The following is a 26821-nucleotide window of genomic DNA, read 5'->3' as shown; positions in this document are numbered from 1 at the left end:
TTCCAAACTGACGGTGGGAGTTCGATTCTCCTCGCCCGCTCCAAGCTCCAAGTCCAGGTCAGGCGGCATCAGGCAGACTGGCTACCGATGGCCATATGGTGTGCCAGGCGAGATCATCTCGCACAGTTTTCTCACATGCGGTTTTCGGCGCTTAGCGGGGCGGATTGATGCTGTTCCGATTGATCACTATGTCGTCGCCGGAACCGGCGTATGCAGCGCCGATGACCCCGCCGGCGGCCGTGAGCGCCTCGTCCTGGCTGTGCACGTAGGTGTCCATGGTGAAGCTGACCTTGGCGTGACCGAGCCACGCTGAAATCACCGCCACCTTCACCCCGCGCAGGTGCATGAGCGTCCCGCAGGTGTGACGCGCGTCGTGCAGCCGGATCACCGGCAGCCCCGCGGTGCGGGCGAGCCGCTCGAACTGGTCGCCGTACCACTCCGGCCGATACGGCTGGCCGAGCTCGTCGGTGACCACATGGTGCCCGCCGCACAGCGGACACAGAGGCTGGTACGCCTCGCCCGCCAGGTCGCCCTCCTCACGCTGGCGCAGCTGTAGCGTCACGAGCGCATCAACCAGACCCGGGATCGACTTGAGCGGCAGGGTTCGCTTCGACCGCTCCGTCTTGGGGTCCTCCTCGTAGATCACCCCGTCGGACATCTTCCGAGCGTTGTTGACCGTCAACGTGCCCGCCACCAGGTCGAGATCGGACCAGCGCAGGCCCAGAACCTCCGAGCGGCGCAGCCCGTACAGGCTGAGCTGCCAGGCGGCCGACAGGCGGTGCGTGCTCACCGACTGCAGGAACGCCGCGGCGGTGTGCTCGGTCCAGGTGCTCATCTCGTACGCGTTCGGCGACGGCCGCTCAACGAGCCGGACGACGTTGCGGCCGATGATGCCCTGGGCGAGGGCGTTGTCGAACGCCTGCTGCAGGACCGTCAGGGTCCGGTTGACGGTGGCCGGCTCGAGGGATTGGCGCTGTACGTTGCCGGTGCCTCGCCGCCCGCCGCTGAGCATGTGGTCCACCATCTTGTCGATATCGGCCTGGGTGACCTGTTGCATGCGCAGGTGGCCGATGCGTTCGACGGCGTGGGCGAGGTTGTTGCGGTAGGTGGTGCGGGTGCCACGTCTGATGTTGCGCTTGGACGCCAGCCACTGTTCGCAGAACTCAGCGACAGTGATCTTCGACGGCGCGACGTACGTCCCGGCTGACTTCGCCGCGATGATCTTCGCCCGTTCGGCCTTCGCCTCCTTCAGCGTGTCGAAGGTGAACGTCCGCTGGTCGCGGCTCCCGTCGGGCTTCTTGCCGACGTCGATCACGAACCGGTACCGGGTCGCCCCGTCGGCGAGCGTGACCTTCTTGATCGGGTCCTGGCGTCTCGGCGCCATCACTCCTCCGTCTCGTCCTGGTCGTCGTTGTCGTCGTTGAACGTGACCGGCCTCAGCTTCCGGCGCTCCTCGGCGGGAAGCGCCAGCCAGTCGTCAACTGGGACCCATGTGAAGCGCTGGCGTTCCAGCAGCGCCGCAATGTCCTCGTCGACGGCGGGGAGCTGCATCCCCCGCCGTTGCATCGCCGCGCGGGTAAGGCTGAGATCCCGCAGGGCCACCCGAGCGCGCCGACGCGCGGCCTTGCGCTCCGGGTCGCCTTCCTCCGCTGGCCACAGCTCGGCCTCAGCGTGCGCGTAGCCGAGCTCGTTGACGAGGCGCTCGTGTTCCTCATAGATCCGCACGTGCGACCACTCATCACGGGGTTTGCCCTCGTTGTCGAGACGCCGCCGGCCGCTGAACCACTGGGCCGCACTCCAGGTGTCGACGACCTTGCCTGGCAACAGCTCAACAGTGGGCACTTCGCCCAACGGCAGGATGAGCACGATCGGCGGCACGTCCAGCGCAGTTGCCAGGGCGGCAAGCTCGGTCAACTCGACTCGGCGCTCGCCCTTCTCCAGTCGCTGAACACCCATACGCCCCATGGGTGCGCCGAGCTTTGCGAGCCGCTCCGCGAAGTCGGTTGCGGAAATGCGCTGCTGCTCACGAAGCCGTCTGACATTGGCCGCTAGGTGCTCCGCCATCGTGCGGGGCTTGTCCTGCCCGTCGGTTTCACTGGTCACCGGGCGAGTATTGCACGGATTCTGTGCATAGGGTGCGCCGGTGCATCACTTGCGTGCATTGCGTGCGGCGACTACCGTGATCGCATCAAGACCGAGCGCTTCGTCGGATCTTGCTAAAAATCCGTTCACCGCAATCAGGAGCGACCCGTGTCAACAGCCCAGAGCGCGAGCCGCAACCCCGAGCAGTCGCGCGAACTCCCCGACCCCAAGACCGAGCCGACGATTCCGATCGAGCGCGCGAGCCTGATCCTCGGCGTCAGCCGCCGGGCGGGCTACAGCGCCGTGGAGCGCGGCGAGATCCCCACGATCACCGTTGGCCGCCGCAAGCTCGTGCCGACGGCCCGGTTCCTCGCCAAGTACGACCTCACGCCGGCCAAGACCGATCCGCTAGCGGCGTAACCGTCAGTTAGCAGAACTGACGGCGTGGCTCTGACCTGCGAAAACAACCCGCCATCTAACGCGAATCTCACGCCCGGGAGACCCCTCGACTCGGCGCAGAGACCCCCCGAAACGAAGCGGGCCGGTCCCCCGACAGGACCGGCCGCTACCACCAACGCCCATAAGAGGGACGCACCCGTGAACACAGTAACCAGACCCGGCCGCGCCGCGAAAGCAAGCGACCCGGAGCGGCAGCGTGACTGACACCGGACTGGAGGGCGTTCAGAACGACGCAGATGACCTGCCCGCACTGCCAGCCCTCATGGTCGAGCTGGCCGGCATCAAGGCCGACGAGCTCGCGCTGCGACGCAAGCTCAAGAACGTCATCGACCTGCTCGGCGCCCGGGACAGCCACGTCCAGCAGTACTACCGGGACGCCATCGTCGGCGCCGGATACAAGACGGCGGGAGACTGGCGAACCTCACTCGCCGAAGCCAAGGCGAAGCACAAGGCGAGCCGTCGCAAAGAACGCACCACTGCAACTCTGGACGCCGAAAGCAGATACCTCGACGAGGGCGGCTGCATCTACATCGTCGACGAAGACGGTGGCCGGACCCTGCTCGCAGAGTTCGATCCCCGCATCCTGTCCGAGGTAATCCGCGACGACGGCACCGAGCGGCTCAGCTTGGTACAAATCCGCGTCACCCTGCCCAACGGCTACACCGGCGAGGCCGAGATCCCTGCCGAGGAGGCGCCCAAGGCGCGGAAATGGGCAGCGATCGCCGTCGGCGCCCACGCCACGATCATGCCGATGAGCAGGGCCGAGGACCACGTCTGGACCGCAACGCAGATCCTGTCCCGCGGCAGATGGACACAGACCGTCCGCTACGCCCACACGGGGTGGCGGAACATTGGCGGCAAGTACCGGTTCCTCACCACGTCCGGCGCGATCGGCGCCGACGGGCTGGACCCGACCGTCGCCGTCGATCTCGGCAGTGAGGCGCTCAACCGGTACTGGCTTCCCGACCCGACGGCGGTCGCCGAAGGGGACCTGCGGGCAGCCGTCGCGGCATCGCTCGACATGCTGCGAATCGCGCCCGACGCGGTCATGGTGCCAATCCTCGCCGCGGTCTACCGTGCCCCGCTGCCCGGTGACCCCGAAACGACCGTATGGGTCCACGGCCCTTCAGGCTCACTCAAGAGCGCTGTGCTGGCCGTCGCCCAGCAGCATTTCGGCCCTGCCATGAACGCCAAGGCGCTGCCCACCTCCTGGACATCAACGGGGAACGTTCTCGAGGGCCTGGCGAACGTCCTCAAGGACGTGCTGATGGTCATCGACGACTACGCCCCTCAGTCGGTGGCGAACCTGGCCACCCTCAATGCCGCCGTGGACCGCGTCGTGCGCGGGTCGGCGAACGCCGCCGGCCGCCAGCGAATGAACGCGGACGCCACGATCCGCCCGCCGAAACCTCCGCACGCACAGCTGATGTCCAGCGGCGAAGACCTCCCGAGCGGGCAGTCCCTGCGAGCCCGGATGACCGCCGTCCCGACCGAACCCGGGAACGTCGACAAGAAGCTCCTCACCGAGGCGCAGAAGCGGGGCCGGGACGGGGTCTACGCCCTGTGCATGGCCGGGTACGTCCGATGGATCGCCAGCCAGATGGACGCCAACCCGACCTACGCCAACGACCTGCAGCAGCAGATCATCGACCTGCGGGATGATCTCGGCAGCGGCGGGCACCTCCGGCTGCCCGAGGCAACAGCCGGGCTGCTCACCGGCTGGAGGGTGTTTTTGGACTTCGCGGTCGCGGTCAAGGCGGTCACGGCGACGGAGCGGGACGAGTTGTTCGCCCGGTGTAAGGCCGCCCTTGGTGCGCTCGCCGGCGAGCAGCACGAGAACACGAAGCTTTACGAGCCGGTCCAGATCTACCTCAGCGCCATCGACAGCGCCCTCGTCGGCGGGTATGCGCACCTCGCGGACCGGAAGACGAACGACGTCCCGGAACTCGGCGGCACCATCGGCTACCGCCAGCTTGGCTGGGAGCGGGTCGCCTCCGGTGACCGCGTCGACTACCGGCCCCGCGGCGAGCAGGTCGGCTGGATCGACAAGGACGGCGTCTACCTCTACCCGGCGAACGCGCACTCCGTAGCGACTGCCCAGGCGAAGCGTATGCACATGCCGCTCGCCACCACGAAGGAGACGCTGCACAAGGAGCTGCACCGACAGGGCATCCTCGCCGCCGTCAGCAAAGACGGGAAGCTGGTCGTGTCCAAGCGGGTGGGCGGTACCAGTCTGTGGGTTCTGCACGTCAGGTCTGAGGTGCTGTTCAACACCACTCCGGCTCCAACCCTGGACCCGGTCGAGAACGACGACCAGGCGGCGGAGACCTCCGAGACTCGGGTCGCGGAGGTCGAGCAGGCGCCCCGCGACGAGCAGCTCGACGTGTTCGACGGCCCTCCGCGCTGCCCCGCGTGCAGCTTCGGCTTCGACGAGCAGGGCCACGCCCTCAACTGCGAGGCATCGTGAGTGCCGCACCGGCAATAGCCAGCAAGATCAACAAGGACATCATTTGCGTCCCTAACGCGTGTCTCTTGCGCCAAGAACCTGTGACACCTGTGACAGAGACCGTGAAACGAACCATTAGCGCAGGTCAAGGCCGTCACAGGTTGGTGTCACAGGTTCCGCCGGACGACCCGCGAACCTGTGACACCTGTGACAAGCCCGCGACAGCACACCAGCAGGCCAGGAAGTGCGCCACGTTGACTGCGTCACGTTCGGACCTCGGCGCTCCATGCCCCACCGGCGCGGACGCCAAGCCACCCGTGCGGACCCAGCCCACAGCCCTCCTCGCCGCCAAACCACCCACGACCGCTCCGGAGGAGACCACGTGATCCCCCACTCGTCCTCACCGCTCTACGCCGTCGGTGAAGCGGACACCCACATCGACCTGCTGCTCGTCGTCGCCTGGACGCCCCTCGACGGCTACAGCGCACTTCCGGTGATGCTCGACCTGCACTCCGCGAAGGACACCGCTCGCACGATGGCCGGCGAGCACCGGCGCATCACGTTCTACGACAATCGCGAGCTCGCCGGCATCGCCTACGAGTCGTGCATCAACAAGGTCCGCCAGTACGAACGCCGGCTTGCCGCCGAACGCGAAGACGCCGAACGCGTCGTGCGGCTGGCTGCCCGCGAGGAGGTGCCGGCATGATTCCGCAGTCCTTCCCGCTGTACGCCGTCGCGTCCGGCAAGTACGGCGCCGACCTGTTCCTCGTCGTCGGCTGGCAGGCCGTCGAAAGCCTCGACGCCTTCCCGTACCTCGTCACGCTCTCCTCGTCGGAGGCGCACCTCAAGGCGCCGACGGCGTCGATCGAGCACCGCCTCATCGAGGACGAGGTGACCCTCTCCGGCCACGACTGGATCATGTACTTCCAGGATCTGGAGCAGGCGCGCTCGAACTACGAAGCCGCAGCCGCACCCGAGCCCGGTATCAAGGTCGTGCCGTAATGAGCCTTCCTGAGATCCGCGGCGACGGGAAGTTGATCACCGAGCCGCGCAGCGGCATCGCCAAGACCGGAACGCCGTGGGCGAACTGCATGGTGCGCTTCACCGGCTACCGCAAGGACGGCGACGACTGGGTTGAGGACAGCTCGTTCGTCGCCGCCCTGGCCGCGTTCGGCGACGAAGCCAAACAGCTGACCAGGTACGCGAAAGGCGACGCCGTACACATCGAGGGCCGGCTGCGCAGCCTGCGCCTCTGGCAGCCGGAGCGCGGCGAGCGGCCCGAGCTGGAGATCACCGTCAAGTCGGTGACGCCGCCGGAACGCCGGCCGCGCGGCAACCGTGGCGGCCAGCACCAGGGACAGCAGGGCAACGACTGGCCCCGCCCTGCCACGTCCGGCGCGGGCAGTCATGGGGCAGAGCATCACGGCCAGGCCCGCACCGACCCGCGTAGGCATCAGCCCCACGCAGCGACCCGTACCGGTGTCACAACGGTCCAGCCCGAGGCGACCCCACGCCAGCGCGACGCCGGACAGCGTGACGCCGTCGTGCTCGCCATGCCCACCAACGGCGTCGAACGGCTCCGCCGCGCCCACGCCCGCAACCCGTACGTCCAGGGCAACCGCACCGGAGGCGAGCCCGCATGAACGAACGCAAGGACCGGGCGCCTCGCACGCGCCCGGTCCCGCCACCACCCAACCACAGCGGGGGAGACCGCACCATGACCACGACGCCCGCGACATGGAACACCCTGCTCAACCGGCAGGACGTGGGACACCTCGACTGCTGCGAGCCGTCAGCCGCCCCGGCGCGGTGTGCCCCATGAGTGCTCATGGGAACTTGGAGCACGGCCCGCAGCGCCGACCCCATGGACTGGACCAACCTCATGGGGCACGCCGATGCCCGTCGCGGCCGACGCCGGGGATGCCGTTGCGGAGAATCACCGTCGCAGGGTCACCGTCCACGCAGAGCGCGTCGACGAGTTGTGCGGCCAGCCGGGTCGACGGGGCTTTCTCGCCACGCTCGAGCGACCCGAGGTACCCGTGGCTCATCTGCAGCTTGGCGGCGAGCTGGCGCAGCGACAGCCGCCGGGCCTGGCGCACGTGGCGCAGTGTCGGGCCGAAGTCGGCGTCGGGGATGTGCCTGGTGCTGAGCGCGGCGGTCATTGCCTGATGATCGCCTACAACTCCCGGAAGCCGGAAGGTGCGGAGCAGGTGCGTCTCGCCGCGACGGTGGGCGCCCTGCTCCGGGGTCGCCGCGAGGCTGCCGCGTTGAGCCGTACGGCGCTCAGCGCCAGGTGCGGCGTGAATTCGAGCACGATTACCGCGATCGAGGGTGGCCGGTCCCGGCCGTCGTGGAAGACGCTGGTGCGTCTTGCGGCTGGCTTGCACCCTGCCGATCCGGTGCGGGCGGCGGCATTAGCTCACGACCTGGCGGACGCGGCTGGGCCTTCGCTGGCCTCGGACCCGACGCTTCCGCCGTGGGTCGCCCGCGAGCTGTTCACCGACATCTTGACGGCGTCGATGCGCCGTCTGGGCATCGACGCCGAGGACGACCACGTCCGGGCCGTGGTGATGGAAGAGATCAGGGCTGCGCTGCACCCGACCGCGGATGCAGCCGCACCCAGCGAACTGACGACCGGAAGCGCGTGAGGCGCTCCCACAAGTAGGAGGGACCGGAGGATGACCGGCACCATGGACACATCAGGCCAGGGACACAATGCCGCGCCCACCCAGGCGGATGCTGCCACTGCCAGTGAAGGGCAGGGTTGATCCGTCGGGCACCCCTCCCCGATGGATTGTCTCGCCGCCCTACAGCCCCCGTCGGTGCGGTCCCGCCCGCCGCGCACCATGGCGAGCCCCTGCTTGGCGCTCATGTGGGCGGCTTCTCGGCCTTTGTCATCTCGGTGCTGCTCGCCAAGCACCTGCCCGCCGAACTGGTCAGTCTCGGCCGCAAAGTCGAGGAGGGCCGGCTTGATCCGGCCCAGCTCGTCGCCGTGCGCCAAACGTGGGCTCAGGTCATCGCCGCGGCGGAGATGTGGAAGGCTCGCCGCGCTTCCGCAGACGGCAGCACGGAAGTCCTCGCAGCGGAAATGCCCGCAGGCTCAGATCCATGGATCGATACAGCCGTCGCCGCGGATCTGCTTGGGGTGAGCACCTCGAGGGTTCGCCAGCTACTGCGATCAGGCGCCTTGGCCGGCCGCCGGGCGGGCGGCGTCTGGTGGGTGCATCGCGCCGACTGCGAGTCGTACCTGGCAGCCTGACGACGGATGCGCCGGCGGGGCTTGCCGCTACGACTGCTGCGCTTGCGGTGGCCGTCCACGATGCGCTCGGCATGGATGCTGTCGCGGCGCAGCGGTACGCAGCCACGCTGCAGCGTCGGGAGACGGCACGCGGCGGCGTCGAACACGGCAAGCGGTGGCTGTCGGCCCTCACCAACGCGCTGCTGTTGGAGACCGCCGCATGAGCCATCCAACGGCAGTACCGTTCGTCCAGTCGATCCGCCGCGGAGTTCGTCAGGCTGGCGACGTTGCGCTGCTGCTCTCGGCCGCCGTTGATGCCGGTGTCGACTCCATGACCGCGGTCGAATCGGCGATCATGCACGTCTACGACTCCCGGATCGACGCGGCGGCCGTCAGCGCCCGCAGTCCCCTCTTCGGTCCCTGCCCTGACCTTGAGGCAGCGAAGCTGCTCGGGCGGATCGTCGGCGAGCAGGCCGTTGCGCTCACCTTGGCCTTCCAGATGCTCGCCGACGCCAAGGACATTTCGGTGGCCGAGGCCGTTCAGCAGCTCAACCACGTCGTGGAGGGGTGAGCCGTGGCTGACAACGGCATCTCCGCCGGATCGGTATACGTCGATATAGTTCCGCGTGCTGACCGCTTCTGGCCGGAATTTGTGGCCAAGAACCAGGCCGGCGCCGAGAAGACCGGCCAGGAGATCGGCAAAGTCATCGGCCGGGCCATCGCCGTCGAAGTCGCCAAGGGCGTCCGGGACGGGCTTGATCGCGCCGGCGCCGGCGTCCGCGCGCAGGGCGGCAGGTACGGGCAGGAATTCGGCGGCACGTTCGCCGACACCGCCCGCCGCCGGATCGAGGCGGCGCTGCGGTCGCTGCCGACCCCGCAGATCGGCGTCGCGACCACCGAGGCCGAGCAGAAGCTGAAGGATCTCCGCGGCGAACTGTCGACGCTTGCCAGCAAGCGGATCGGTGTCGACATCGGCGCCACCGAGGCGCTCGAGGAAGTCCGCCGGCTGAAGGCCGCCCTTGACGAGCTCGCGGCGAAGTCCCCCAATGCGCAAGTGCGGGTCGACACCGGGCAGGCGTCGCTCGAGCTGGCGGCCATCGACCGGGAACTTGCCCGTCTCGACGGGCGCCGGGCCAGCGCCAAGGTTGACGTCGACACGGGCAACTCCCGCGGGGAGATGAACGCCCTTGTCGCTGCCGGGCTGGCGCTGGGTCCGGCGATCGTGCCGGGCGCCGCGGCCGGCGCTGCCGCGATCGTCGGCCTCGGTATCGGCGCCGCCTCGGCCGTGCCCGCAGTCGGGGTGCTGGCCCTCGCGTTCCACGGTGTCGGCGACGCCGTCAAAGCGCTCGACGCCGCCCAGTCGGCGTCAGCGAAAACCGGCGCGACATTGCTCGGCCAGCAGCGATCGCTCGCGTCCTCGGCCGACCAGCTGCGTTCCGCTGAGGCCGGGCTGGCTAACTCGAGGGCGACCGCCGCCGACGCGCAGCGACGCTCCCTGCAGCAGATCGCAGACGCGGAGCGGTCCCTGGTCCGCGTTCAGGAGGATGCGCAGCGCGCGCAGCAGGCGCTCAACGATGCCCGCGAGGAGGAGAAGCGCAGCCAGGAGGACACGGCGCTGCGGCTTCGGCAGAACGCTATCGACCAGCGGCGTGCCGCCGCCGAGGTTGAGGCGGCCACCGCCGCAGTCAAGACCAAAAGCACCCAGCAGACGCGGGATGCGCTCGAGGAGGCGCTGCTTCGCCAGGAGGAGTTGGCGGTTCAGGGCCGTCGGCTCACCGAGGAGCAGGCTCGCAATCAGCAGACCGGTGTTGACGGGTCGAGGCGGGTTCAAGCTGCCCAGGACGCTGTCGCCCGCTCCCAGGAGCGGATCGCCGAGGGTGAACGTGCCGTCACCGAAGCCCGGCAGCAGGCCGCGGCCCAGGCCCGCCAGTCGGCGTACGCCATCCAGCAGGCGCAGCAGGCCGTCGTGGCAGCGCAGCGGGCCGCTGGCGCAGCGACCGTCGCTTCCGCAGCCACCGCCGGCTCGGCGGTCGACAAGCTCGACGACGCTATGGGCAACTTGCCCGCCACCGGCCAGCGTTTCGCCAGGTTCCTGTTCGGCCTCAAACCGGAACTGCTCGACCTGCAGACGGCAGCCTCGGATGGGCTCCTGCCGGGGGTGCAGGAGGGCATCCAGATTCTGCTGCCGCACCTCGCCGACGTGCGTGGCTTCATCGGTGGCGTGTCGACAGAGATGGGCACCCTGGCCCGGCGGGGCGCGGAGACGTTCACGAACCCGTTCTGGCGGCAGTTCTTCTCCTACGTCGGCTCGCAGGCCGTGCCGACGATGGACGGCTTGTTCACCGCAACCGTCAACGTCGCCGAGGGCGGCGCACGGATCATCCAGCAGTTCGCGCCGTTCGAGCGGCAGGTCGGCGGCGGCCTCGTCAACGTCACCCGACGCTTCGCGGAGTTCAGCCAGGGGCTTGACCACAACCAGGGCTTCCAGGAGTTCATCCGTTACGCCCAGACCGAGGGGCCGCGGGTCGTTCAGACCGTTGGCGCGATCGCCACCGCCGGATCCCACATCGCCCAGGCGTACGCGCCGATCGGTTCAGTAGTTGTCACCGAACTGCGCATCCTCGCTGAGGTCATCGACGCCATCCCCGTGCCGGTCGTCTCGGCGCTTGCGACGGCGCTCACTGCCTACAAGCTCGCAGCGCTTCTCGGCGGGGGCGCCCAGGCCGTCCTCAACTCCAGCTTGCTGCAGGGCACGGGGCGGATGCTCGGCTTCCAGGCCGCTACAGCCAGCGCCGCAACCGGTGTGACGGGCTTCCAGTCGGCGGCGAAAGCCACCTCCTCGTTCATGGGCGGCCCGTTCGGGCTGGGAATCGGTCTGGCCGTCACCGCGATCGGCTACCTGATCACCGCTCACCAGCAGGCAAAAGCCGAGATCGATCAGAACGCTCGGTCGCTGAGTGACGTCGGCGACGAGTACAAACGCACCGGCAAGGTGTCAGCCGAGTCGATCGCTTCGATGGTCCGTCAGAACCCGCAGCTGCGTGACCTGACCGCAGTCCTGCGGCAGCAGGGCCTCACCGTCGACGACCTCGGCCGGTCGTACCAAAACAATCTTGAGCTGCAGAAACGGGTGTTGGACGCGGCTAAGGCGCAGGCCGACGCGGACGCCGAGGCGCACAAGAGGGCGTTCCAGGGGTCCTTTGGTTTCGGCGGCGGCGCGGAGCTCGACAAGGCGAAGCGGTCGCGTGAGCTGTACGAGTCGCTGAAGAAGTCGTACGAGGACGCGAAGTTCTACGCGGACGCCTACTCCGATGCTGCCAACAATTCGGCGGACCGGACCAACAGGGTTGCGATTGTGTTCCGGGACGCCTCGCCGTCGGTGAAGTCCCTTGCCGACAGTTTCCGGATCGTCGCCGACACGGCGTCTACGGCGGCGCAGAAGACCGATGCGTTGCGCGCCGCTGAGGATTCCCTGTTCGGTGCTGCCCGGCAGGCCGACGAGGCAGCCGAGGACCAGGCAAAGGCGATCATCGCCGCGAACAAGACCCTCGACGACCGGAACCTGCTCAACGAGAAGGGTGCCAAGAAGCTCGACATGACGACCGAGGCGGGCCTGCGTGTGCGGGACAGCCTGAAGGACGAACTGATCGCGATCAACAACACGTACCGGGCGAACATTGCCAACGGTATGAGTGTCGACGCGGCGACGAAGGCGCACGACGCCGAGGTCGAGTCGCTGAAGAAGAAGTGGGAGGCGAAGGGCCTCGACCGGGATGCCACCCAGAAGCTGATCGACATCTACGGCAAGGTGCCGACCTCGGCGACGACCGACATAGCCGTCACCGGCTTGGATGCGACGAAGGCGCAGCTCGACGAGCTCTTGACCTACCAGTACGCGCTGCGCAACGGCATCACCTTCAGTCAGGCGCAGGGTCAGCTTCACCCCGAGACCCACAGCCCCGGCGGGCGGGGCCAGTCGCGCGGCTCGCTCCTTGCCGAGGGTGGGCCGGTCATCGGACCGGGGTCCGGCACCTCCGATGACGTGCCGGCCATGGAGCGGTCGACGGGCGCACCGTTCTGGCTGTCCAACGGCGAGTTCGTGCACAAGACGGCGGCCGTCAACTACTACGGTCCGGCCTTCATGCATGCCGTTAACGACATGAAGATCCCGAAGCAGGCGGTCCGCGGGTACGCGTCGGGTGGGCTCATCCAGCAGCTCCTCACCGACCACTACCCGTACCCGACGACGACCGCGATGACCCGCATCCCCACCCGGGCCGAGGTGGCCCGCGCTGTCACCGAAGGCCCCTCCTCGGGTGGCCGCGAGGACATCAAGGCGTTCATTCGGGCCGTGGACCGGCTGCCGTACATCTGGGCGGCTGCGGGCCCGTTCGGCTACGACTGTTCCGGCCTCGCATCAGCGGTGTTCGGCCTTGTCACGGGGCGGGGCGGCGGCCACGGGCAGCGGTACTTCACCACCTACGACTTCGCGAACGGCGCCCCGGCAGGGACCGGCCTGAAGCCCGGCGCAGGCGGCGTCCTGACGCTCGGCGTGAACCCGCAGTCGCACATGGCCGGCAACTACGGCGGGCTCGGGTTCGAGGCGGCATCGACCCGCTCCGGTATCAAGATCGGCACGTCGGCTCGGAAACCGTCGACTTTCCAGAAGCAGTTCCACCTGGCCTCGGGTGGTCTCGTGTCGGCAGCGCTCCTCGACGAACTCGGCCTCGACATCGGCGGCGACCCTTCCGGGATCACCGTCGACGGCCGCCGTATCCCGCTGGGCGCCTACGACGTCGGCGGCTACCTCCCTCAGGGTCTGTCCCTCGCCTACAACGGCACCGGACGGCCCGAACCGGTCATCCCCGCCGAACGCCTCGAACGGGCAGCCACCGGCCGGGCGCCCGTCGTGCAGAACTTCTACCCTGCCGCCGACTTGGACGAACGGGCGGTGGCGACGATGGCGGCCCGCAGGCTCGCCCTTGCAGCCGTCAGCTGACCGGGCTAGTTCTTGAACCCGGACTGGGCGCACACGGTGGCGAGGTTCGTCACCGCCGTGCCCATCTCGATGCTCGCGGCAACGTCGTCGGGGTTGCTTTTCGCCGCCTTCGCCTTCTCCACGATCGCCCGCCCTTTCGCCGCGATGAGACTGTCAGCTGATGTCGCCGCCTGTTCCCCGATTGCCAGCATCGCAGCAGCATCGTCGTAGATCGCCGTCGTGCCCATCGCTTTGGCTACCTTCGGGCAGACGATCGCCCCGACCGGGTCCGGCGCCGCCGGTGATGGCGGCGGAAGCGGCTCGTCGGTGCCGCCGGCGCAGTAGCCGCTGGGGAGCCGGCCGTGCGGGCAGCGACTCGGCGTCGGCGGCGGGGCCGCCGACGCTGAACTGCTCGCCGCCGTGCCGGGCTCCGCGGTGTTCGACGCGGGTTTGCTCGAACATCCGCCGAGGGCCAGGAGCAGGGTTGCGGCGAGTAGGGGTGTGCGGCGCACGGCGGGGCCTTCCAGGTCGGCGTGATGGCCGAGAATGTCACATCGGCGCGATGGAGCGTCAGGCCTCAATACTTGGTTCGGCACGTACAGCCGAGTCGCTTGGTCCGGATGGTGGGCGAGAACGACCGGTCCAGCTGGCCGATTCCGGATGGCAGCGAGGGATGCCGAGTCGGCGCGGTGCACTGTTACGTCGGCCCCACCGGCTGCGGACGGGCTGGGCTGCTCTCGCGTCGCTGCGCTGATGCCGCGGGCATCACAGCAAGAAGCCCCGCGTCCAGCTGGACAGCGGGGCTTCTGCCTGGGCGGGGGTCTTACCGGCGGAACAGCGCGCCGGTCGCCACGAGCATGGCCACGAGGACTGTCCCGTAGTGCGGCTCGTAGTGGGTGACGACCCCGGCGAGAAGCACGGCGCCGGCCTTGCCGACGGCGCGCCAGGTGGGCCGTTTGACCCTGAACGTGAAGTACCGCGCGCGGCGGTCCCCTCGGTGCTGCACCTCAATCTCCACTTGACGCAAGCGTTGAGGTGGCGCCTATAGTGGGGCGCCACCATACCTGTGGCACCGGGCGGCGCGGAGGTGAGAGTCCGTGCCGTCCTTTGCTGTCCGGGTCCGGTGGTGGCCGGGTGCCGGTTGGCGGCCCGCACGAGGGTGAGCGGGCACGAGGGCGGCGTTGCGCTCGGTGCTGAGCGTGGACCCTACACCCGAAAGTGGCAGTGCGGAATTAGACCGTAATGGATCATGGCACTCTTGTTGGAAAAGCGGCAAGAATGTTGCGTGGAGCCAAGCCCATTAGCTGCCATGATTGCCGAAAGTCAGCCGAACGCTACGCGTTGCAGTCGGGAAATGTGGCGCTCGTCACCATGCCTAGGCGGTGTGGCATACCGCCTCTGAACTGTGCGTTCGAACTAATGTTTGAAATTATGTGACTACTGACAGTGGGGTAGAACGCCTGTGTGTAGCGGTTCGCTAGTGGATTCGGACTGCAATTGGGTTGGCGACGGTTAGCGTCGGTCAGCGACGAACTGAACCGCAATCTTCACGGTGCGCGCTGAGATTTCTCAACGGGAGAATTCTCAATTCGAAACCAAGTCAACTTCTCGCAAGGTTTCCCGATTGCTCCCGCAAGTCAACGATGTCCACGCCGACCGTAGCCGCGCCGGCAGTCAATGCCGTCAGGCTCGGGAAGTTCCGCTCGTAGCTGGCCCCGGCAAGCCGGCACCACTTCGTCGCCCCGACACCGCCCACGTCGACTCGCCCCCGTCGCCGGTGCACATCGACCCGACCCACGCCCCCATGCCTCGACGCTAAGACACGCGTTGGCCAGGCCAAAGACCAGCAGACGAACTACCCCGATGTGATGCGGGCCCGAAGAGTGGCCAGATACATCCGCAAGCCACAGGCGCAGACGGCGAACCCGCAGAACAACCGCAGCGCCCGCAGCGCAACCCCATCGTCACCCGGACCACGGGTTCCGTCCGGGCTGCGGGGACCGACATACAAAGATCGTTCGGCCCCTGCGAAGCCAGGTAGGCGACCCGCAGTGGGTCATGGTCGGCGATGTCGCGGTCGTGCAGAGCCGCCTGCTCCTCGGTATGCCGTCGCAACGTCTCCGTCGCGCGCAGCAGGTCGGCATCGACGACAACAGGCTGCTGCCGCCCCGCTTCGACCTGAAGCGGGTCCGACAGTACCTGGAACTTCGAATCCCAACCGATGCTCGCCTTGAGCTCCGGCATCGACGGCGGGTCGTCGTCGCTGATCCGTATCACCACATCCAGCGTCAACCCCACGTGCGATCGCAGAAGCGGGACCGACAAGTCAACCGCCCGGCCGTTGTTCAGCTCGCGGAACGCGTCGATTGCACCGGCTACAAGCTCAGCGACTTTGACGACGCAACCCCAGCCGGGGAAAAGTGCCTCAACGCCACGTTCGGCCGCCAGCATGACGACGCTCTCGAGACTCTTGGAGACGAGTTCGCCCAGCTGTTGCTTGACGTCGGGCCGGTCGGTGGCGCGTTCGCCAGTTTCGTGGCTGAGCTCGCCGTGGCTAAGTTCCTGGGCCGCTTCGGCCAGCCGCTGAGGCGCGGGCCGAGCGAGCTTGCCGTGGCCGAACTCCTCGTACCGTTCGCTGCGCTTCACGACGCCCGCGTCTTCATGTAACGCCACGCGGTTGGGGCAACAGCAGTCGGAGATCACAGCGTCGGCTGCCGATGAGATCCAGGCACCAGCCGACGTGTTCACGGAACGCCTGAGCGGAATCTCGTCGCGGACGGGGTCCTCATGCCAAGGCTCAGGCAGCTCCGACGGCCCGGAAATTGCGCGGCGCATCACCTGACGGTCGCACATCGGATGAGCGGGCGGACAGTGACCGACGTGCCGATCTCGTGATCATCAACCGGATGGCGCCCCGTCAATGTTGGGGCACTGTCCCAGCTGACGGCGTTTTCGCCCTGAGGGACGAGATCCGCTCTGACCCGCCCGCTCTCAAATGTAGCCATCGCCGCCCCTCCTGCGAGAGAAGGCCACCTCGGTAGGGGTGTCGGAATCTCGGCCCGTCCAACATGATCGCGATGACCGGCGGTTATGCGCATGACTCCCCGGCCCAGCGCCGGCCGTACCGAGACTATGCCCTGGCTGACCCCGCGGCTGACGTACGCACTTTTATCCACAGGCTGCGATCCGCTGTTGAACCCTTGCGCCTTCGCGCGGCACCCTGGTTCACGTCCATCGATCACCATCGGCTGAGGAGAACCGTGCCCCCTGACCAGCAGCCCGACGACACCCGGCGCCTCCGTCGTGCCCCGGCCATCATCGCGCTCCTCACCACCGCATCCGCCCTGCTGATCGGCATCCCCACCCTCGCTGCCAACGCCCGCGACCACCTCATCAACGCCGGCGCCACCACCCTCTGGGCAGTCGGCACCGTCGTGCTCATCGCGTCCAGCGTCCTCGCTGTCAAACTGCTGCGCACCCGCGATCGTCAACGCCAGGGCCACCTGGCCATCGCCACATTCATCGTGTGGCTCGTCGGCGCCGGCATAACCATCTACGGCCGCAGAGCCTGGGGGGCGATGTGAACCTGCGGATCGACCCAGCAGTTCTCGACGACGCCGCCAGCAACCTCGACCAGATCGCACACCACATTGGCGCCGCGACCACCTACCTGCCCCGCGTCGACGGCCAAGGCAGCATCTTCACCACACTCGTGCAGCGCCATCAGGACATGCTCACGAACCTGGAATCATGGCTGGGCAAGCTGCAAACCCTCGCGAACGGGTCCCGCACCGCGTTGACCGCTGCCGCCGGCTACTACCGCGGCACCGACATCGGCGCGGCAGCCCGGTTCGACGCGGCACTGCCGGACGCGAACCCGGGCACGTACCCGGGCGCCGACCATCAGCGGGTGTCATGATCCCGATCGAGGATGCGACGGCGATGCTGACGGCCCCCGACGCCGGCGACGCGACGCCCGGCGGCGGCTACTTCGACGCCACCGAGTTCACCTCCTTGTTCTCCCCGACCTGGTGGGGCAACGAGATCATCAAAGAGGTCACCGGCTTCGACTTGTTCGGCGAGGTCGGCCAGGCCCTGATGGGCAACTGGGAGCTGTTCGCGAAGGCCGGGGACGCGTTGAAGCACCTCGCCGACTGGGCCGAGGTGACCGGCACGAACGTCAACTGGGTGGCGGCCGAGCTCGGCAACCGCTGGGACGGGCACGCCGCCGACGCGGCCGTCAACTACTTCGCCGGCACCGCCGCGCCGGTCCTGGCGCTGCCCGAGCCGCTGCGGAAGGCCGGTGAGGGCTACATCAGCACGTCGAAGGGGATCTGGCAGCTGTCGAACCAGGCGACGAACTTCGCCGAGGCGCTCGCCGATTCGTGCATCGTTGCGGTCGCGGCCACCGCGGCCGGCACGGTGGCGGTCGAAACCGGCGTGGGCGCGGTGATCGGCTACGGACTCGCCGCGCTCGAGTTCGCCCGGGCCGTCGAGCTGGTGTCGAAGCTGACGCAGATCGCGGTGGCGGCGAACGCGCTGGCGTTCAGCAGCATGGGTCTGATCAAGGCATTGGAGACGCACCTGATCCACACCGGCGACTTCCCGCTGCCCGACGTCCCGTACGCGTTTCCCGGCCAGGGGAGGTAGCGATGATGTTCGACGCCGACGACCGGGCTCGCACCGAGATGCGGGCCGCGCTGATGCGGACGCTCGCCCGCGGTGTGGCCGGCGAGATGTGGCAGGAGATCGGCCGGGACGTCGCCGACGGCGTGCTCGATCTGCGGGACGCGGCCCGATCGGGCGCGTACCGCCACATGTTCGCCGAGGCGGCTCGGGAGTTGGCGAGCCACCGCGCGGAGATCGGGGAGACCGCGTTCGACCGGGAGGGTCGGCAGGCGGCCGAGGTGGTGGCCGAATTGCGCCGCGGCGGCTCGACGTGATCACGCCGGCAACCGCCCGCGAGCACGGCGGCGTAGTGCTGGCGTGTGGACTCCGGCGACGCGCACCGGCGAACCCTTGACGCGGTGAAGCGTGCCGCCGGGATGGTGCCGGTCATCCACTTCGACCTCGGCCGGCTGAAGGTCCACGGGCCGGGCTGCTCGTGTTCAGGCGTTGAAGCCATCACCACCACAGCTGTTCCTCAACGAAGATGGCCCGTGCTAACTAGCACGGGCCATCCTCTGGGGCTTGCTAGTTCTGCTCGACGTTGACCGTCACGTTAACTTCCACCGGGATCTCTGTAGTTTCCCCGATTGCTCCGCCAAGTACCGCGATTGTCGTTGCAATCACTAGGACCCTTCGGTGTTTTTCGCTTCGGTTTTTAATCCGTTGAAGTTTTCCGCGTGGTTCGCCGGGCAAGTTTTCGTGTAGTCTTGGCTTCGCCATACGTCCTCGCTTCCGTCCCCTGCAGGGCTCTAGTGCGGATGTCGGCAACCTGCGGGTCTCCAGTTGCAGCTGGGGGCCCGCGTTGCTGTCCAAGGGGACTGCACGTCCTCGACCCAAATGGGTGGTGGTCGCGCTGACGACAAAAGCCTACGCTGCCCCCCTATCAATTTCGCAGCCGGAAAGGCGGGCGAGACTTCCGCTTTCCTTGGCTGGAAGCTGGGAGGCTCTGGCTTCTTGATCGACAGATGCCTGACCTGCGCGAATTACTGGCGGTGAATGTCGAGGGTGTGACACAGCGTCACACCCTACTCAGCCATTCGGCTAGTCCACTCTCGCCCCGCAGGTTCTAGGCGAGTAAACGATTGGCCATCAGAGGCAACTGAAAAGTCGAGTTTCATAACGTCTGAAGTCGGACATCGCGGACGAATATGTCGGCGCCGGAGTGTCTCAAGTCACATGGGCTTACTTGATCAAAAATGACGCTGCGAAGTCGCGGGATAACACGATCGGTATTGCTTATCCCGTTCCGTAATGCATGGGACCCAACGCTGTCCGCATGTTATTGCAATCCGAACTCACGTAGGGCGCCAGGTCGATACCGTTTACACCGGCCGCCTTGAGTACCGACGCCATTGACGGCAGGTTCCCGGCTGACGCCCGGCCCCGACAGGCCGACACCACTGGACCTTGCCCGCACCGCCAACCCCCACGCCTCGATGCGAGAACGGGCGTCACCCCCAGACCTAGGGTGACGCCCGAACTACACGGCTGTCGTCATCTACAGCGGCTGTCCACAGCCCTACAGCGGTTGCGACCACCGCCAGCCCGGCATACGCCGCGCCTGCTGCTCGTGCCCCAGGCAGCGGTCGGTTACGCGACAGCGCGGGATCTATCCCGCAGCGGTTGGTTCGAGATAGCCGATCGGGCCTCCACTGGAGACAGTGATCCTGCTGGCCATTATTTGCTTCGCCAGCTCCCGCAGGTGGCCAGGCGCGTTCTTCAAGTGTTCCGCCTGCATCCCGGGGTGGACCCGCGCCAGGAGTTGCCCAGCGTAGTGGTGGCGAGGTTGGTCCTCGCCTTCCCGGTACTTCTCGTTGACGCGGTTGGTGACGCGATACACCGCGACGGGGAAAGTCGCCAGAGTGACGGCGAGCAGGACGTTGTCAAGAACCCGGGCTGGGTCGGAACGCCACCACCGGAGGCTTGATTGTTCAAGTTCATCGTTGCTATGCGCGACGTGGAACCCGATGTACTTCCTGTCCTCCCCGGGGTAGGCCTCCGCGCGTGCGTCGATGCGGAGAACCGTGAGCTCGCCATCAACTACCTGGAGCGGATCGCGCAAGGCCAACTCTTCGACCCGGCCGGTGGCGATAGGCACGTCGAGGACGCCGGCACGGACCAGTTTGTCGACGCCGGCAGGGGAGATTCCGAGCCGACCCGCGGCCTGAGGGCGGGTCAGTGTCGCCGACCGCACAGGGGGTTCTGAAGGCGGCGCAAACGTGGGCAGTGGCATGTAGTCGTCCCTTTCGACAGGGGGAGTCCCAGGCTCTCGCGGCCCCTGTACTCGATGACTCTTGCACCGTACCGTGCGTTGTTCACACGCACCAGTCGAGTTGTGCTTATACCAACTGGCGAGCTGTATCTGCTACCGCAGCGCAGCTCAACAGCTGCTGCCGCGGTCTCGAATCCGATGACGGACCCCCCGTTGAGCGGCATGAAGGGCAGGTTGTCGCCGAAGCACACGCACCGCCGGTACGAGCCCATCCACAGCACATAAACGGTGAGACCGATGCCGCGAACAACGGTGTCGCCGCCGCCCGCCTTCTCCGTCACCCGCGGGTCGGCAAGCACGCTCACGCCGACACCTCCGCGCCGCCAGCGATTACCACGATCGACAGTTTCGTTCATCTGTGCCCGTTACCTTTTCTCTGATCGGTGTGGGACGGCTCGACTGCCGTAGCGAAGTGGCATTAGCTGGTCGGCACCTCGTACAGGCCGCGGCCGGACCGCCGCAGCACGTCCTCTTTGACGAGATCCGTCAGGGCCTTGTCCCGGGCGTCGTCGCCGATGCCTGGCGTCGCGGCGACCAGGTCCGGTTTGGTCAGCGGCAGACCCTCCGCGGCGAGCTGCTGGGCAGCGGCCAGGACGACATCGCGCGCCCGGCCCGTCTGGACCACCGGCGGCGTCTCGTCGCGCGGCGGCCGGATCCTCTCCTGGATCACCAGCGGCATGTAGACCGGCTCCGCCTGCCGCTTGCAGTGCTCAACCACGGCGTCGATCTCCGCCTCAGACACCCACGCAGACTGAACCCGCACCGGCTCGGCGGCGCCCATCGGCAGGAACAGCGCATCACCCTTGCCCAGCAGCTTCTCGGCGCCCGGCCGGTCGAGGATGACCCGCGAGTCGGCGAGGCTGGACGTGGCGAAGGCCAGCCGCGACGGCACGTTGGCCTTGATCAGGCCGGTGACGACGTCGACGCTGGGCCGCTGGGTCGCGAGCACCAGGTGGATGCCGGCCGCGCGGGCCAGCTGGGTGATGCGCACCACCGAGTCCTCGACGTCGCGCGGGGCGACCATCATGAGGTCGGCGAGCTCGTCGACGACGACGAGCAGGTACGGGTACGGCCGGATCTCCCGCTCGCTGCCCGGCGGCGCGGTGATCTGCCCAGCCCGCACCTTGCGGTTGTAGTCGTCGATGTGCCGGACCCCGGCCGCGGCCATGTCGTCGTAGCGCATGTCCATCTCGGCAACGACCCATTCGAGGGCATCGGCTGCCCTCCTGGCATTGGTAACGACGGGCGTGACCAGGTGCGGAAGACCGTCGTAGTTGGTGAGTTCGACCCGCTTCGGGTCGACCAGCAACAGACGTACCTCGTCCGGCGTCGCCCGGGTCAGCAGCGACACGAGCAGGCTGTTGAGGCAGCTGGACTTGCCCGCGCCGGTCGCGCCAGCGACGAGAATGTGCGGCATCTTGGCGAGGTTCGCGACTACCGCCTGGCCCTCGAGGTCCAGGCCGATCGCAACCAGGAGCGGATGCCGGTCCGTACGCATCGCCGGGGCGTCGAGGACGTCGGCGAGCGCGACCGTGACCCGCTCGGCGTTTGGGACCTCGAGCCCCATGACGCTCCGACCGGGAATCGGCGAGTGCAGCAGGATTTTGGGCTGTCCGACCGCATACGCGAGGTTCCGCTGCAGCTTGGTGACCGCCTCGACTTTGACGCCGGCGCCGAGCGTGATCTCAAACCGGGTCACCGCGGGGCCACGGGTTGATCCGGTGACCCTCGCGTCGACGGTGAAGTCCGTGAGCACCTGCTGGATCATCTTGCCGCGTCCGTCGGTGTCGTCGGTTTTTGCTGCCGATCCGGCTGCCGCCGTCAGGCTCGGCAGCTGGTAGCGGGCGGTGGGTTGGGCTGCCACCACGGCCTCGTCGAGCTTGCGGTCGTTCGCGACATCGGCGGCCGGCGGCTGGCTCGACGGGCGCGGCGGGCGCTCCGGGTCGGGCAGTCGCAGCCGGCGCCGCTCGGCCGCCGTCCACACCGGGTAGGACCACAGCGCCCACACCGTAGCGCCGGCGATCCACACGACACGGCCCGCGGCCGTGCCCGGGTCGGTGGCCGCCGCGGCGGCCAGCCACAGCCCGGACGTGCCGCCGGCGGCACCCCACGCGAGCGCCTGCTGATGGATGCGGAGGACCCTGCGGCCGGTCCGCTGCGCCCGCTCGATCCGCCCGCGCCTGATGGCCCGCGCAGTCAGTCGTTGACGGCGGACCGCATACCCGCCCACGGCGAGGACCGGCGCGGCAGCAAACGCAGCCGCGAGGTTCACGCCGTCGACGGCGACGAGGCCCGCCACGATGTGACCGCCGAGGATCCCCCACGGGATCAGGTGGTCGCGGTACGTCTTCGCCGAGGTGCGCATGAGCGCCTGCAGCTCGAGCCGCTCGACGAGGGACGGGCCCGGACCGCCGTTGCCGGCCCCGGCCGGTTCGGGTGTGGCCTTGTTTTCTTGGACGGCCTTGGCGATGCTGCGGACGTAGCTCCATGTCGACGGCATCGGAGTCCTACCTCCCGGCCATGACGGCGGCGAGGACGAGCGCCACCAGGTAGAAGCCCCACCGCCGGGTGGGTCGCTGCAACATCCAGCGGAGCGGGCCCTGGGCGCCGGTCGGCGCGACGAGCACGAGCATGAACATGATCAGCCGGTCGGTGCGGTTCGACCACCGCCAGGCGGTGATCAGCCACGGGAACCGCTCGGGTGCCCGGTCGGCGTCGACGCCAGACAGCCGCCACATCGAGGCCAGCGACGCCGGCCGTGCCGTCCATGCCCACCAGCCGCGAACTGCCCGGCCGATCACGGAGGGTGCTTGCCGAAGTTCGACGACACGGCTACTCTCGCGCGCGCGTCGACACGGCCGGGCTGTCATCTTCGACCCCTTGGGCTTCCAACTTCGATCGAACATCACCGTCAGTGACGGATGCGGTCGTGGATGCGCTCAACGTCGATCCCCTCTCGGATCAGGTCGATCACGGTCCGGACCAGGCTCGTGACCTGCTCCAGCTGGGCGACCTGGCCCCCCTCAACGAGGAGCCAGGCGCACGTCTTCCAGAAACGGCCGCGGTCGGTGGGCTGCTCGGCGATCTGCGCCTCGGCGTGCACCCGCCGCCGCTCACGGGACTTCTCAGCCCGGGTTGGCACAGATCAGCCCCGCACGCCGGCGGGAACGTTGCCGCCGCGCTGGCCGGCCCGGGTCTTGGCGATGACGCGGCGGGCCAGGACGAGCGCGACGCCGGTCGCGATCAGCGCGAGCGCAGTCAGGGAGCCCTGCCCGAGCCACTCGCCGAGCTTCGCCGAGCTGTAGGCGTTGAGGTCGGCCGCCCACTGCTGAATCGTCTGCCCACCCTTGCCGTTGATCGACTGCGCGATCGACGGCAGCAGGATCGCCGTCCAGATCGCCGGCCGGTTCGGGGTGCCGTCGAGCAGGATGTCCAGGATGGCGGCGACGCCAAGCACGACGCCGAGCAGCGGCGCGAGCCAGTCGGGACCGACGCCGACGATGGCGGCGATCCAGTGCCCGAGGAAGCTGGCGGTCATCGCGCAACCGCCGATGACGGCCAGGGCGAGCGAGGTCCAGCCGAGGTAGACGATGCCCTTGTCGTTGATGATCGGGTTGGCCACGGGGTGCTCCTTCTGTCGGTCCGGCGGCCCGGTCAGGCGCCGGTGCTGTCGGTGTTGATGTCGGCCTTGGCGTGGTGGGCGGTGCGGGCCGCGCGGACGCGGTCGTGCGACCACTTCATGTCGGTGCGGATCGTGTTGTCGGCGGCCGGGAGCCGGTTGCCGTACCGCTCGCGGAGTGCGGCGGCGTTGGCGATGGCCGACGGCGAGTGCTTGGCTTTCCCACCCCGCCTGGCGGTGCCGGTGGCGGTCTTTCTGGCGGGCTTCCTGTCGGTCCCGCTGTCGGTGTTGTTGGCGGTCGAGCTGTCGGTCCCGCTGTCGGTCTTCCTGTCGGTCTGGCTGTCGATGTCGGTGTCGGTCCCGCTGTCGGTGTCGACGGCCGACACCTGTCGGCGCGTGGCGGTCCGTACCTGTCGGCGGTTCTGTCGGTGCGCCTGTCGGTGTGCGAGGCGCCGGGCTGTCGATGGCGCTGTCGGCTCCGGCGCCGACAGGTTGGCGATGTCGGTGTCGGCTCCGCTGTCGATGGCGCTGTCGATCTGCCCGTCGATGGCGAGCACGTCGCGTAGGGGTGTACCGACGTCGGCTTGGACCTTTCGCGGAGGCTGCTCGGCGGCGAGCCGGTCGGGCGTGAGCGCAGCGCCGATGAGCGCAGTCAGGCCGTCGTAGTCGGCGCCGTCGGCGAGGCGGACCGCGATCTCGTCGAGGTCGTAGACGGCCACGGCGATGTCGGCGGTGGTCGGGTCGACCGCGGCGCGGATCTTGCGGTGCAGCACCTTGGCGATGGCGGCCGTGCGCACCTCCCGCCGCTTCTCCGCCTGGGCCGCCGCAATCGACGGGTACAGCCCGAGATCGGGATTGGCCTTGGCGAGATTCTTCGCGCGCAGCGTCTGCCAGGGGTGCCGCAACCAGTGCCCGATCAGCTCATACGCCGGCGTCACCGGCGGCAGCTGCCCCTTGGCCCGCAGCCGGTCGCGGCGCTGGTTCTCGGTGTGCATCAGCCACACCAGGTAACCCAGCGCGGACATCGCCGCGAAGAACCCGGCGAGCAGTTTGTTGTCGTGCGCCATCCAGTTGAACGCGACCGCGAACGCGGCGATGGCGGCGGACAGGATGCGGGAGGCGTTGGCCTTCTCGCCGAGCCGGCGGCGCACGTCGGCGTTGGCGAGCACGACGATGCCGCCGAGCTCAAGGGCGCCGACCGCGGGGATCGCCCAGATCAGCGGAATGCCGAGGGCGGCGACCGCGCCGGAGACCTGCCCGGCGAGGGCGACGAGGAGCACGACGACGTAGAAGAGCTGCCGCATGTACGAGGTGCGCTTCACGGTCTTGGCCAGGTCGGCGTCGAGCTCGGCGGCTGCTGCGGTGTTCGCGCTGCGCGGCTCGTCGGCGGCGAGGACGGCCGGGATGTGACCGTTGACCCGCCCGACGGCCGGGGGAACCGCCGGGCGGGGGTCAAAGGTGGTGAGGGCGTTCACAGCGTCACCTCGGTGGGAGTCGTGGGGCTCCGCCTGGCGACCTGGCGAGTGCCGGTCCGCGGCGGGCGGGGCGTCATGCCTCTCATTGTAGAACGTTGCGAACGTTGCGAACAATACGAACGTTAACGCATACTCGTAGCGTGAGACGACAGCCGAACATCACGAACGGTGCGAACGATCTGTACGATCGCCAGCAACCGTCGAAGGCAGGCTGCGCAGTGGTCGTCGAGAAAGACCCCGGGAAGCTCGAAGAGCGCCTCAAGCGGGGCGACTGGCTGACGCCCGGCGAGGTCGCCCTCCTGCTGCAGCTCGGCCGGACCAAGGTCCACACGATGCTCGTGCAGGGCCAGATCCGATCCCGGAACAAGCCAGCCAGCCGTCACCGGGTCTGCAACCCAGAAGACGTCCGCCGCGAGCTCGCGAAGCTCCGCGACGCCGAGGCCGAAACCACTGCGCCGGCATCCGACACCGAGTAGCAGCTGCTCATGCACCGAGCGCCGCCCCGTGCTCCCGCATGAACGGCACCGGGTTGACCGCGCCCTGAGGCGAACGGTCGTTGTTCAGATGCACCTCGAAGTGCAGGTGCGGGCCCGAGCTGTGCCCCGACGAGCCGACGATGCCGATCTGCTGCCCGGCCGCCACGTGCTCCCCCGCTGACACCGCTGGCCGCTGGGTCATGTGGCAGTAGCGCGTGATGATCCCGGCCGCATGCTGGATATCCACGAACCAGCCGCACCCGGCCGCGCTCGGCGACCCGTCCCTGTCGCAGGTGCCGACCGTTCGGGCCGTCGACGCGTCGCAGACCGCCTTGATGACCGTGCCTGACGACGCGGCCCGGATCGGTGTCCGCCGCGACGCCATCAAGTCGACGCCGGCGTGCAGCCGACCACCCCGCGGCCCGAATGGCGAGCCGACCTCACCCGACACCGGGCGTACCCAGCCGCCGGCCGTGACCTCGGCGGGAGCCGCGCACTGGCCTGGCTGCTGTCCGGCCAGGTCCGCGCCGCCGGAGACCGCACCGACGAGGGCCGCCGCTCGAGGTTCGTGCTTCGCGTAGGCCCCCGGGAACGCTGAGCGCTGCACCCGCTGGGCTGCCTGTGTGAGCGACAGCGACTGCCAGCCGGACACGCGCTGCAGCGCGTCGTAAAACTTCCTCGCGGACGTCGCCGGCGTCATTAGGTCCTGGACCGTCCCCCACGAGCCGGCGCCCTCCGGCGGGCTTGGCCTCTGCTGGAACAGGCCGACGCTGTCGTGGTCGCGGCCCGAGCCCTCGTGCGGCAGCGCCATGGACGACGGCACGCCGGGGTTGGCGAGGTTGTGCAGGTTGCTCTCCTGCATGGCCGTGGCCACGGCGATCACCCAGCCCCGCGGCGGCACCTGCATCTGCTGGCCGGTCCGAACGATTGCCGTCGCGTTCGCCACCTGGGTCGCCGTGAACCCGTCGGCCTTTACCGCTGAGGCGTCGTGGACCTGCAGTTGGCCACCGCCACAGTCCGACGCCGGCGGTGCCTCCTGCTGCTGCGTGAACCAGCCCTGCATCGACGACGCCAGGCCGACCCCACCCATGCACAGGACCGCCCCGAC

The 26821-nt window shown here is 68.4% G+C and carries 27 protein-coding genes and 1 pseudogene; 16 read left to right on the top strand and 12 right to left on the bottom strand.

Translation table 11 applies throughout. The features are described 5' to 3' along the window. Positions 1-151 precede the first annotated feature (151 nt). Both ACQEVU_RS59005 and ACQEVU_RS59000 read right to left on the bottom strand, forming a co-directional pair. Entirely contained in the window at positions 152-1384 is a 1233-nt protein-coding gene (locus tag ACQEVU_RS59005) for a tyrosine-type recombinase/integrase (RefSeq protein ID WP_433318654.1), read from the bottom strand. Then, a complete protein-coding gene (locus tag ACQEVU_RS59000) occupies positions 1384-2103 on the bottom strand; it encodes a helix-turn-helix domain-containing protein (protein ID WP_433318651.1) in 720 nt (239 codons plus the stop codon). Before ACQEVU_RS59000 ends, ACQEVU_RS59005 begins: the two co-directional genes overlap by 1 nt. 147 nt (positions 2104-2250) lie before the next feature. Here ACQEVU_RS59000 and ACQEVU_RS58995 point away from each other — a divergent pair, with 147 nt between their 5' ends. The 5 genes from ACQEVU_RS58995 (at position 2251) to ACQEVU_RS58975 (ending at position 6630) form a co-directional block, all read left to right on the top strand. Further along, entirely contained in the window at positions 2251-2502 is a 252-nt protein-coding gene (locus ACQEVU_RS58995) for a hypothetical protein (RefSeq protein WP_433318648.1), read from the top strand. 235 nt (positions 2503-2737) lie between these two features. Beyond that, positions 2738-5008, top strand: a complete 2271-nt coding sequence (locus tag ACQEVU_RS58990; protein ID WP_433318645.1) for a DUF927 domain-containing protein — start codon at positions 2738-2740, stop codon at positions 5006-5008. 361 nt (positions 5009-5369) lie between these two features. After that, entirely contained in the window at positions 5370-5693 is a 324-nt protein-coding gene (locus tag ACQEVU_RS58985) for a hypothetical protein (protein ID WP_433318642.1), read from the top strand. Continuing rightward, positions 5690-5989: a hypothetical protein gene (locus tag ACQEVU_RS58980; protein WP_433318639.1), complete on the top strand. Its 300-nt coding sequence runs from the start codon at positions 5690-5692 to the stop codon at positions 5987-5989. Before ACQEVU_RS58985 ends, ACQEVU_RS58980 begins: the two co-directional genes overlap by 4 nt. After that, positions 5989-6630, top strand: a complete 642-nt coding sequence (locus ACQEVU_RS58975) for a single-stranded DNA-binding protein (protein WP_433318636.1) — start codon at positions 5989-5991, stop codon at positions 6628-6630. Before ACQEVU_RS58980 ends, ACQEVU_RS58975 begins: the two co-directional genes overlap by 1 nt. Before the next feature lie 237 nt (positions 6631-6867). On the opposite strand, the gene ACQEVU_RS58970 is transcribed toward ACQEVU_RS58975, so the two are convergent. Then, positions 6868-7149: a helix-turn-helix domain-containing protein gene (locus ACQEVU_RS58970; RefSeq protein ID WP_433318633.1), complete on the bottom strand. Its 282-nt coding sequence runs from the start codon at positions 7147-7149 to the stop codon at positions 6868-6870. A 6-nt stretch (positions 7150-7155) separates the two neighbouring features. On the opposite strand from ACQEVU_RS58970, the gene ACQEVU_RS58965 reads away from it, so the two are divergent. The 5 genes from ACQEVU_RS58965 (at position 7156) to ACQEVU_RS58945 (ending at position 13224) form a co-directional block, all read left to right on the top strand. Further along, positions 7156-7635, top strand: a complete 480-nt coding sequence (locus tag ACQEVU_RS58965; protein ID WP_433318630.1) for a helix-turn-helix domain-containing protein — start codon at positions 7156-7158, stop codon at positions 7633-7635. A 224-nt stretch (positions 7636-7859) separates the two neighbouring features. Further along, the gene (locus tag ACQEVU_RS58960; RefSeq protein WP_433318627.1) at positions 7860-8246 is read left to right on the top strand and encodes a helix-turn-helix domain-containing protein; all 387 of its coding nucleotides are present in this window, start codon (positions 7860-7862) and stop codon (positions 8244-8246) included. A gap of 71 nt (positions 8247-8317) precedes the next feature. Beyond that, the gene (locus tag ACQEVU_RS58955; RefSeq protein ID WP_433318624.1) at positions 8318-8449 is read left to right on the top strand and encodes a hypothetical protein; all 132 of its coding nucleotides are present in this window, start codon (positions 8318-8320) and stop codon (positions 8447-8449) included. Further along, entirely contained in the window at positions 8446-8796 is a 351-nt protein-coding gene (locus ACQEVU_RS58950) for a hypothetical protein (protein WP_433318622.1), read from the top strand. The genes ACQEVU_RS58955 and ACQEVU_RS58950 overlap by 4 nt, the downstream gene beginning before the upstream one ends. 3 nt (positions 8797-8799) lie before the next feature. Then, positions 8800-13224 (top strand): hypothetical protein, encoded by a 4425-nt coding sequence (locus ACQEVU_RS58945; RefSeq protein WP_433318620.1) that lies wholly within the window; start codon positions 8800-8802, stop codon positions 13222-13224. Positions 13225-13229: 5 nt separating this feature from the next. Here ACQEVU_RS58945 and ACQEVU_RS58940 read toward each other — a convergent pair whose 3' ends face one another. Then, positions 13230-13451 carry a hypothetical protein gene (locus ACQEVU_RS58940; protein WP_433318617.1) on the bottom strand — a complete coding sequence of 74 codons (222 nt, stop codon included), beginning with the start codon at positions 13449-13451 and terminating at the stop codon, positions 13230-13232. A gap of 575 nt (positions 13452-14026) precedes the next feature. Next, positions 14027-14221, bottom strand: coding sequence for a hypothetical protein (locus tag ACQEVU_RS58935; protein ID WP_433318614.1), 195 nt, complete (start codon positions 14219-14221; stop codon positions 14027-14029). A gap of 1040 nt (positions 14222-15261) precedes the next feature. Between ACQEVU_RS58935 and ACQEVU_RS58930 the strand changes: the two genes are divergently transcribed. From ACQEVU_RS58930 to ACQEVU_RS58910, 5 genes are all read left to right on the top strand, one after another. Next, entirely contained in the window at positions 15262-15870 is a 609-nt protein-coding gene (locus ACQEVU_RS58930; protein ID WP_433318611.1) for a hypothetical protein, read from the top strand. Between the two features lie 593 nt (positions 15871-16463). Continuing rightward, positions 16464-16787: a hypothetical protein gene (locus ACQEVU_RS58925; protein WP_433318609.1), complete on the top strand. Its 324-nt coding sequence runs from the start codon at positions 16464-16466 to the stop codon at positions 16785-16787. Continuing rightward, positions 16784-17122: a type VII secretion target gene (locus tag ACQEVU_RS58920; RefSeq protein WP_433318606.1), complete on the top strand. Its 339-nt coding sequence runs from the start codon at positions 16784-16786 to the stop codon at positions 17120-17122. Before ACQEVU_RS58925 ends, ACQEVU_RS58920 begins: the two co-directional genes overlap by 4 nt. Continuing rightward, entirely contained in the window at positions 17119-17853 is a 735-nt protein-coding gene (locus tag ACQEVU_RS58915; RefSeq protein ID WP_433318603.1) for a hypothetical protein, read from the top strand. Before ACQEVU_RS58920 ends, ACQEVU_RS58915 begins: the two co-directional genes overlap by 4 nt. 2 nt (positions 17854-17855) lie before the next feature. Beyond that, positions 17856-18146: a hypothetical protein gene (locus ACQEVU_RS58910; RefSeq protein WP_433318601.1), complete on the top strand. Its 291-nt coding sequence runs from the start codon at positions 17856-17858 to the stop codon at positions 18144-18146. A gap of 1334 nt (positions 18147-19480) precedes the next feature. On the opposite strand, the gene ACQEVU_RS58905 is transcribed toward ACQEVU_RS58910, so the two are convergent. From ACQEVU_RS58905 to ACQEVU_RS58880, 6 genes and pseudogenes are all read right to left on the bottom strand, one after another. After that, positions 19481-20104, bottom strand: coding sequence for a hypothetical protein (locus ACQEVU_RS58905; protein ID WP_433318598.1), 624 nt, complete (start codon positions 20102-20104; stop codon positions 19481-19483). Between the two features lie 457 nt (positions 20105-20561). After that, positions 20562-21890 (bottom strand): annotated as a pseudogene (locus tag ACQEVU_RS58900) (DNA translocase FtsK); the annotation flags it as partial. 760 nt (positions 21891-22650) lie between these two features. Next, a complete protein-coding gene (locus tag ACQEVU_RS58895) occupies positions 22651-22944 on the bottom strand; it encodes a hypothetical protein (protein WP_433318595.1) in 294 nt (97 codons plus the stop codon). 110 nt (positions 22945-23054) lie between these two features. Further along, the gene (locus tag ACQEVU_RS58890; RefSeq protein ID WP_433318592.1) at positions 23055-23285 is read right to left on the bottom strand and encodes a hypothetical protein; all 231 of its coding nucleotides are present in this window, start codon (positions 23283-23285) and stop codon (positions 23055-23057) included. A 3-nt stretch (positions 23286-23288) separates the two neighbouring features. Next, positions 23289-23765, bottom strand: a complete 477-nt coding sequence (locus ACQEVU_RS58885; RefSeq protein ID WP_433318590.1) for a hypothetical protein — start codon at positions 23763-23765, stop codon at positions 23289-23291. A 32-nt stretch (positions 23766-23797) separates the two neighbouring features. Next, positions 23798-25237, bottom strand: a complete 1440-nt coding sequence (locus ACQEVU_RS58880) for a hypothetical protein (RefSeq protein WP_433318587.1) — start codon at positions 25235-25237, stop codon at positions 23798-23800. A 140-nt stretch (positions 25238-25377) separates the two neighbouring features. Between ACQEVU_RS58880 and ACQEVU_RS58875 the strand changes: the two genes are divergently transcribed. Next, a complete protein-coding gene (locus ACQEVU_RS58875; RefSeq protein ID WP_433318584.1) occupies positions 25378-25713 on the top strand; it encodes a hypothetical protein in 336 nt (111 codons plus the stop codon). Between the two features lie 7 nt (positions 25714-25720). On the opposite strand, the gene ACQEVU_RS58870 is transcribed toward ACQEVU_RS58875, so the two are convergent. After that, positions 25721-26803 carry a M23 family metallopeptidase gene (locus tag ACQEVU_RS58870; protein WP_433334724.1) on the bottom strand — a complete coding sequence of 361 codons (1083 nt, stop codon included), beginning with the start codon at positions 26801-26803 and terminating at the stop codon, positions 25721-25723. Positions 26804-26821 lie beyond the last annotated feature (18 nt).

Source organism: Dactylosporangium sp. CA-139066, assembly GCF_050936175.1.
Lineage (GTDB): Bacteria > Actinomycetota > Actinomycetes > Mycobacteriales > Micromonosporaceae > Dactylosporangium.
Note: the sequence above shows the minus strand (reverse complement) of the source record. Positions and strands in the feature narration are given on the sequence as shown.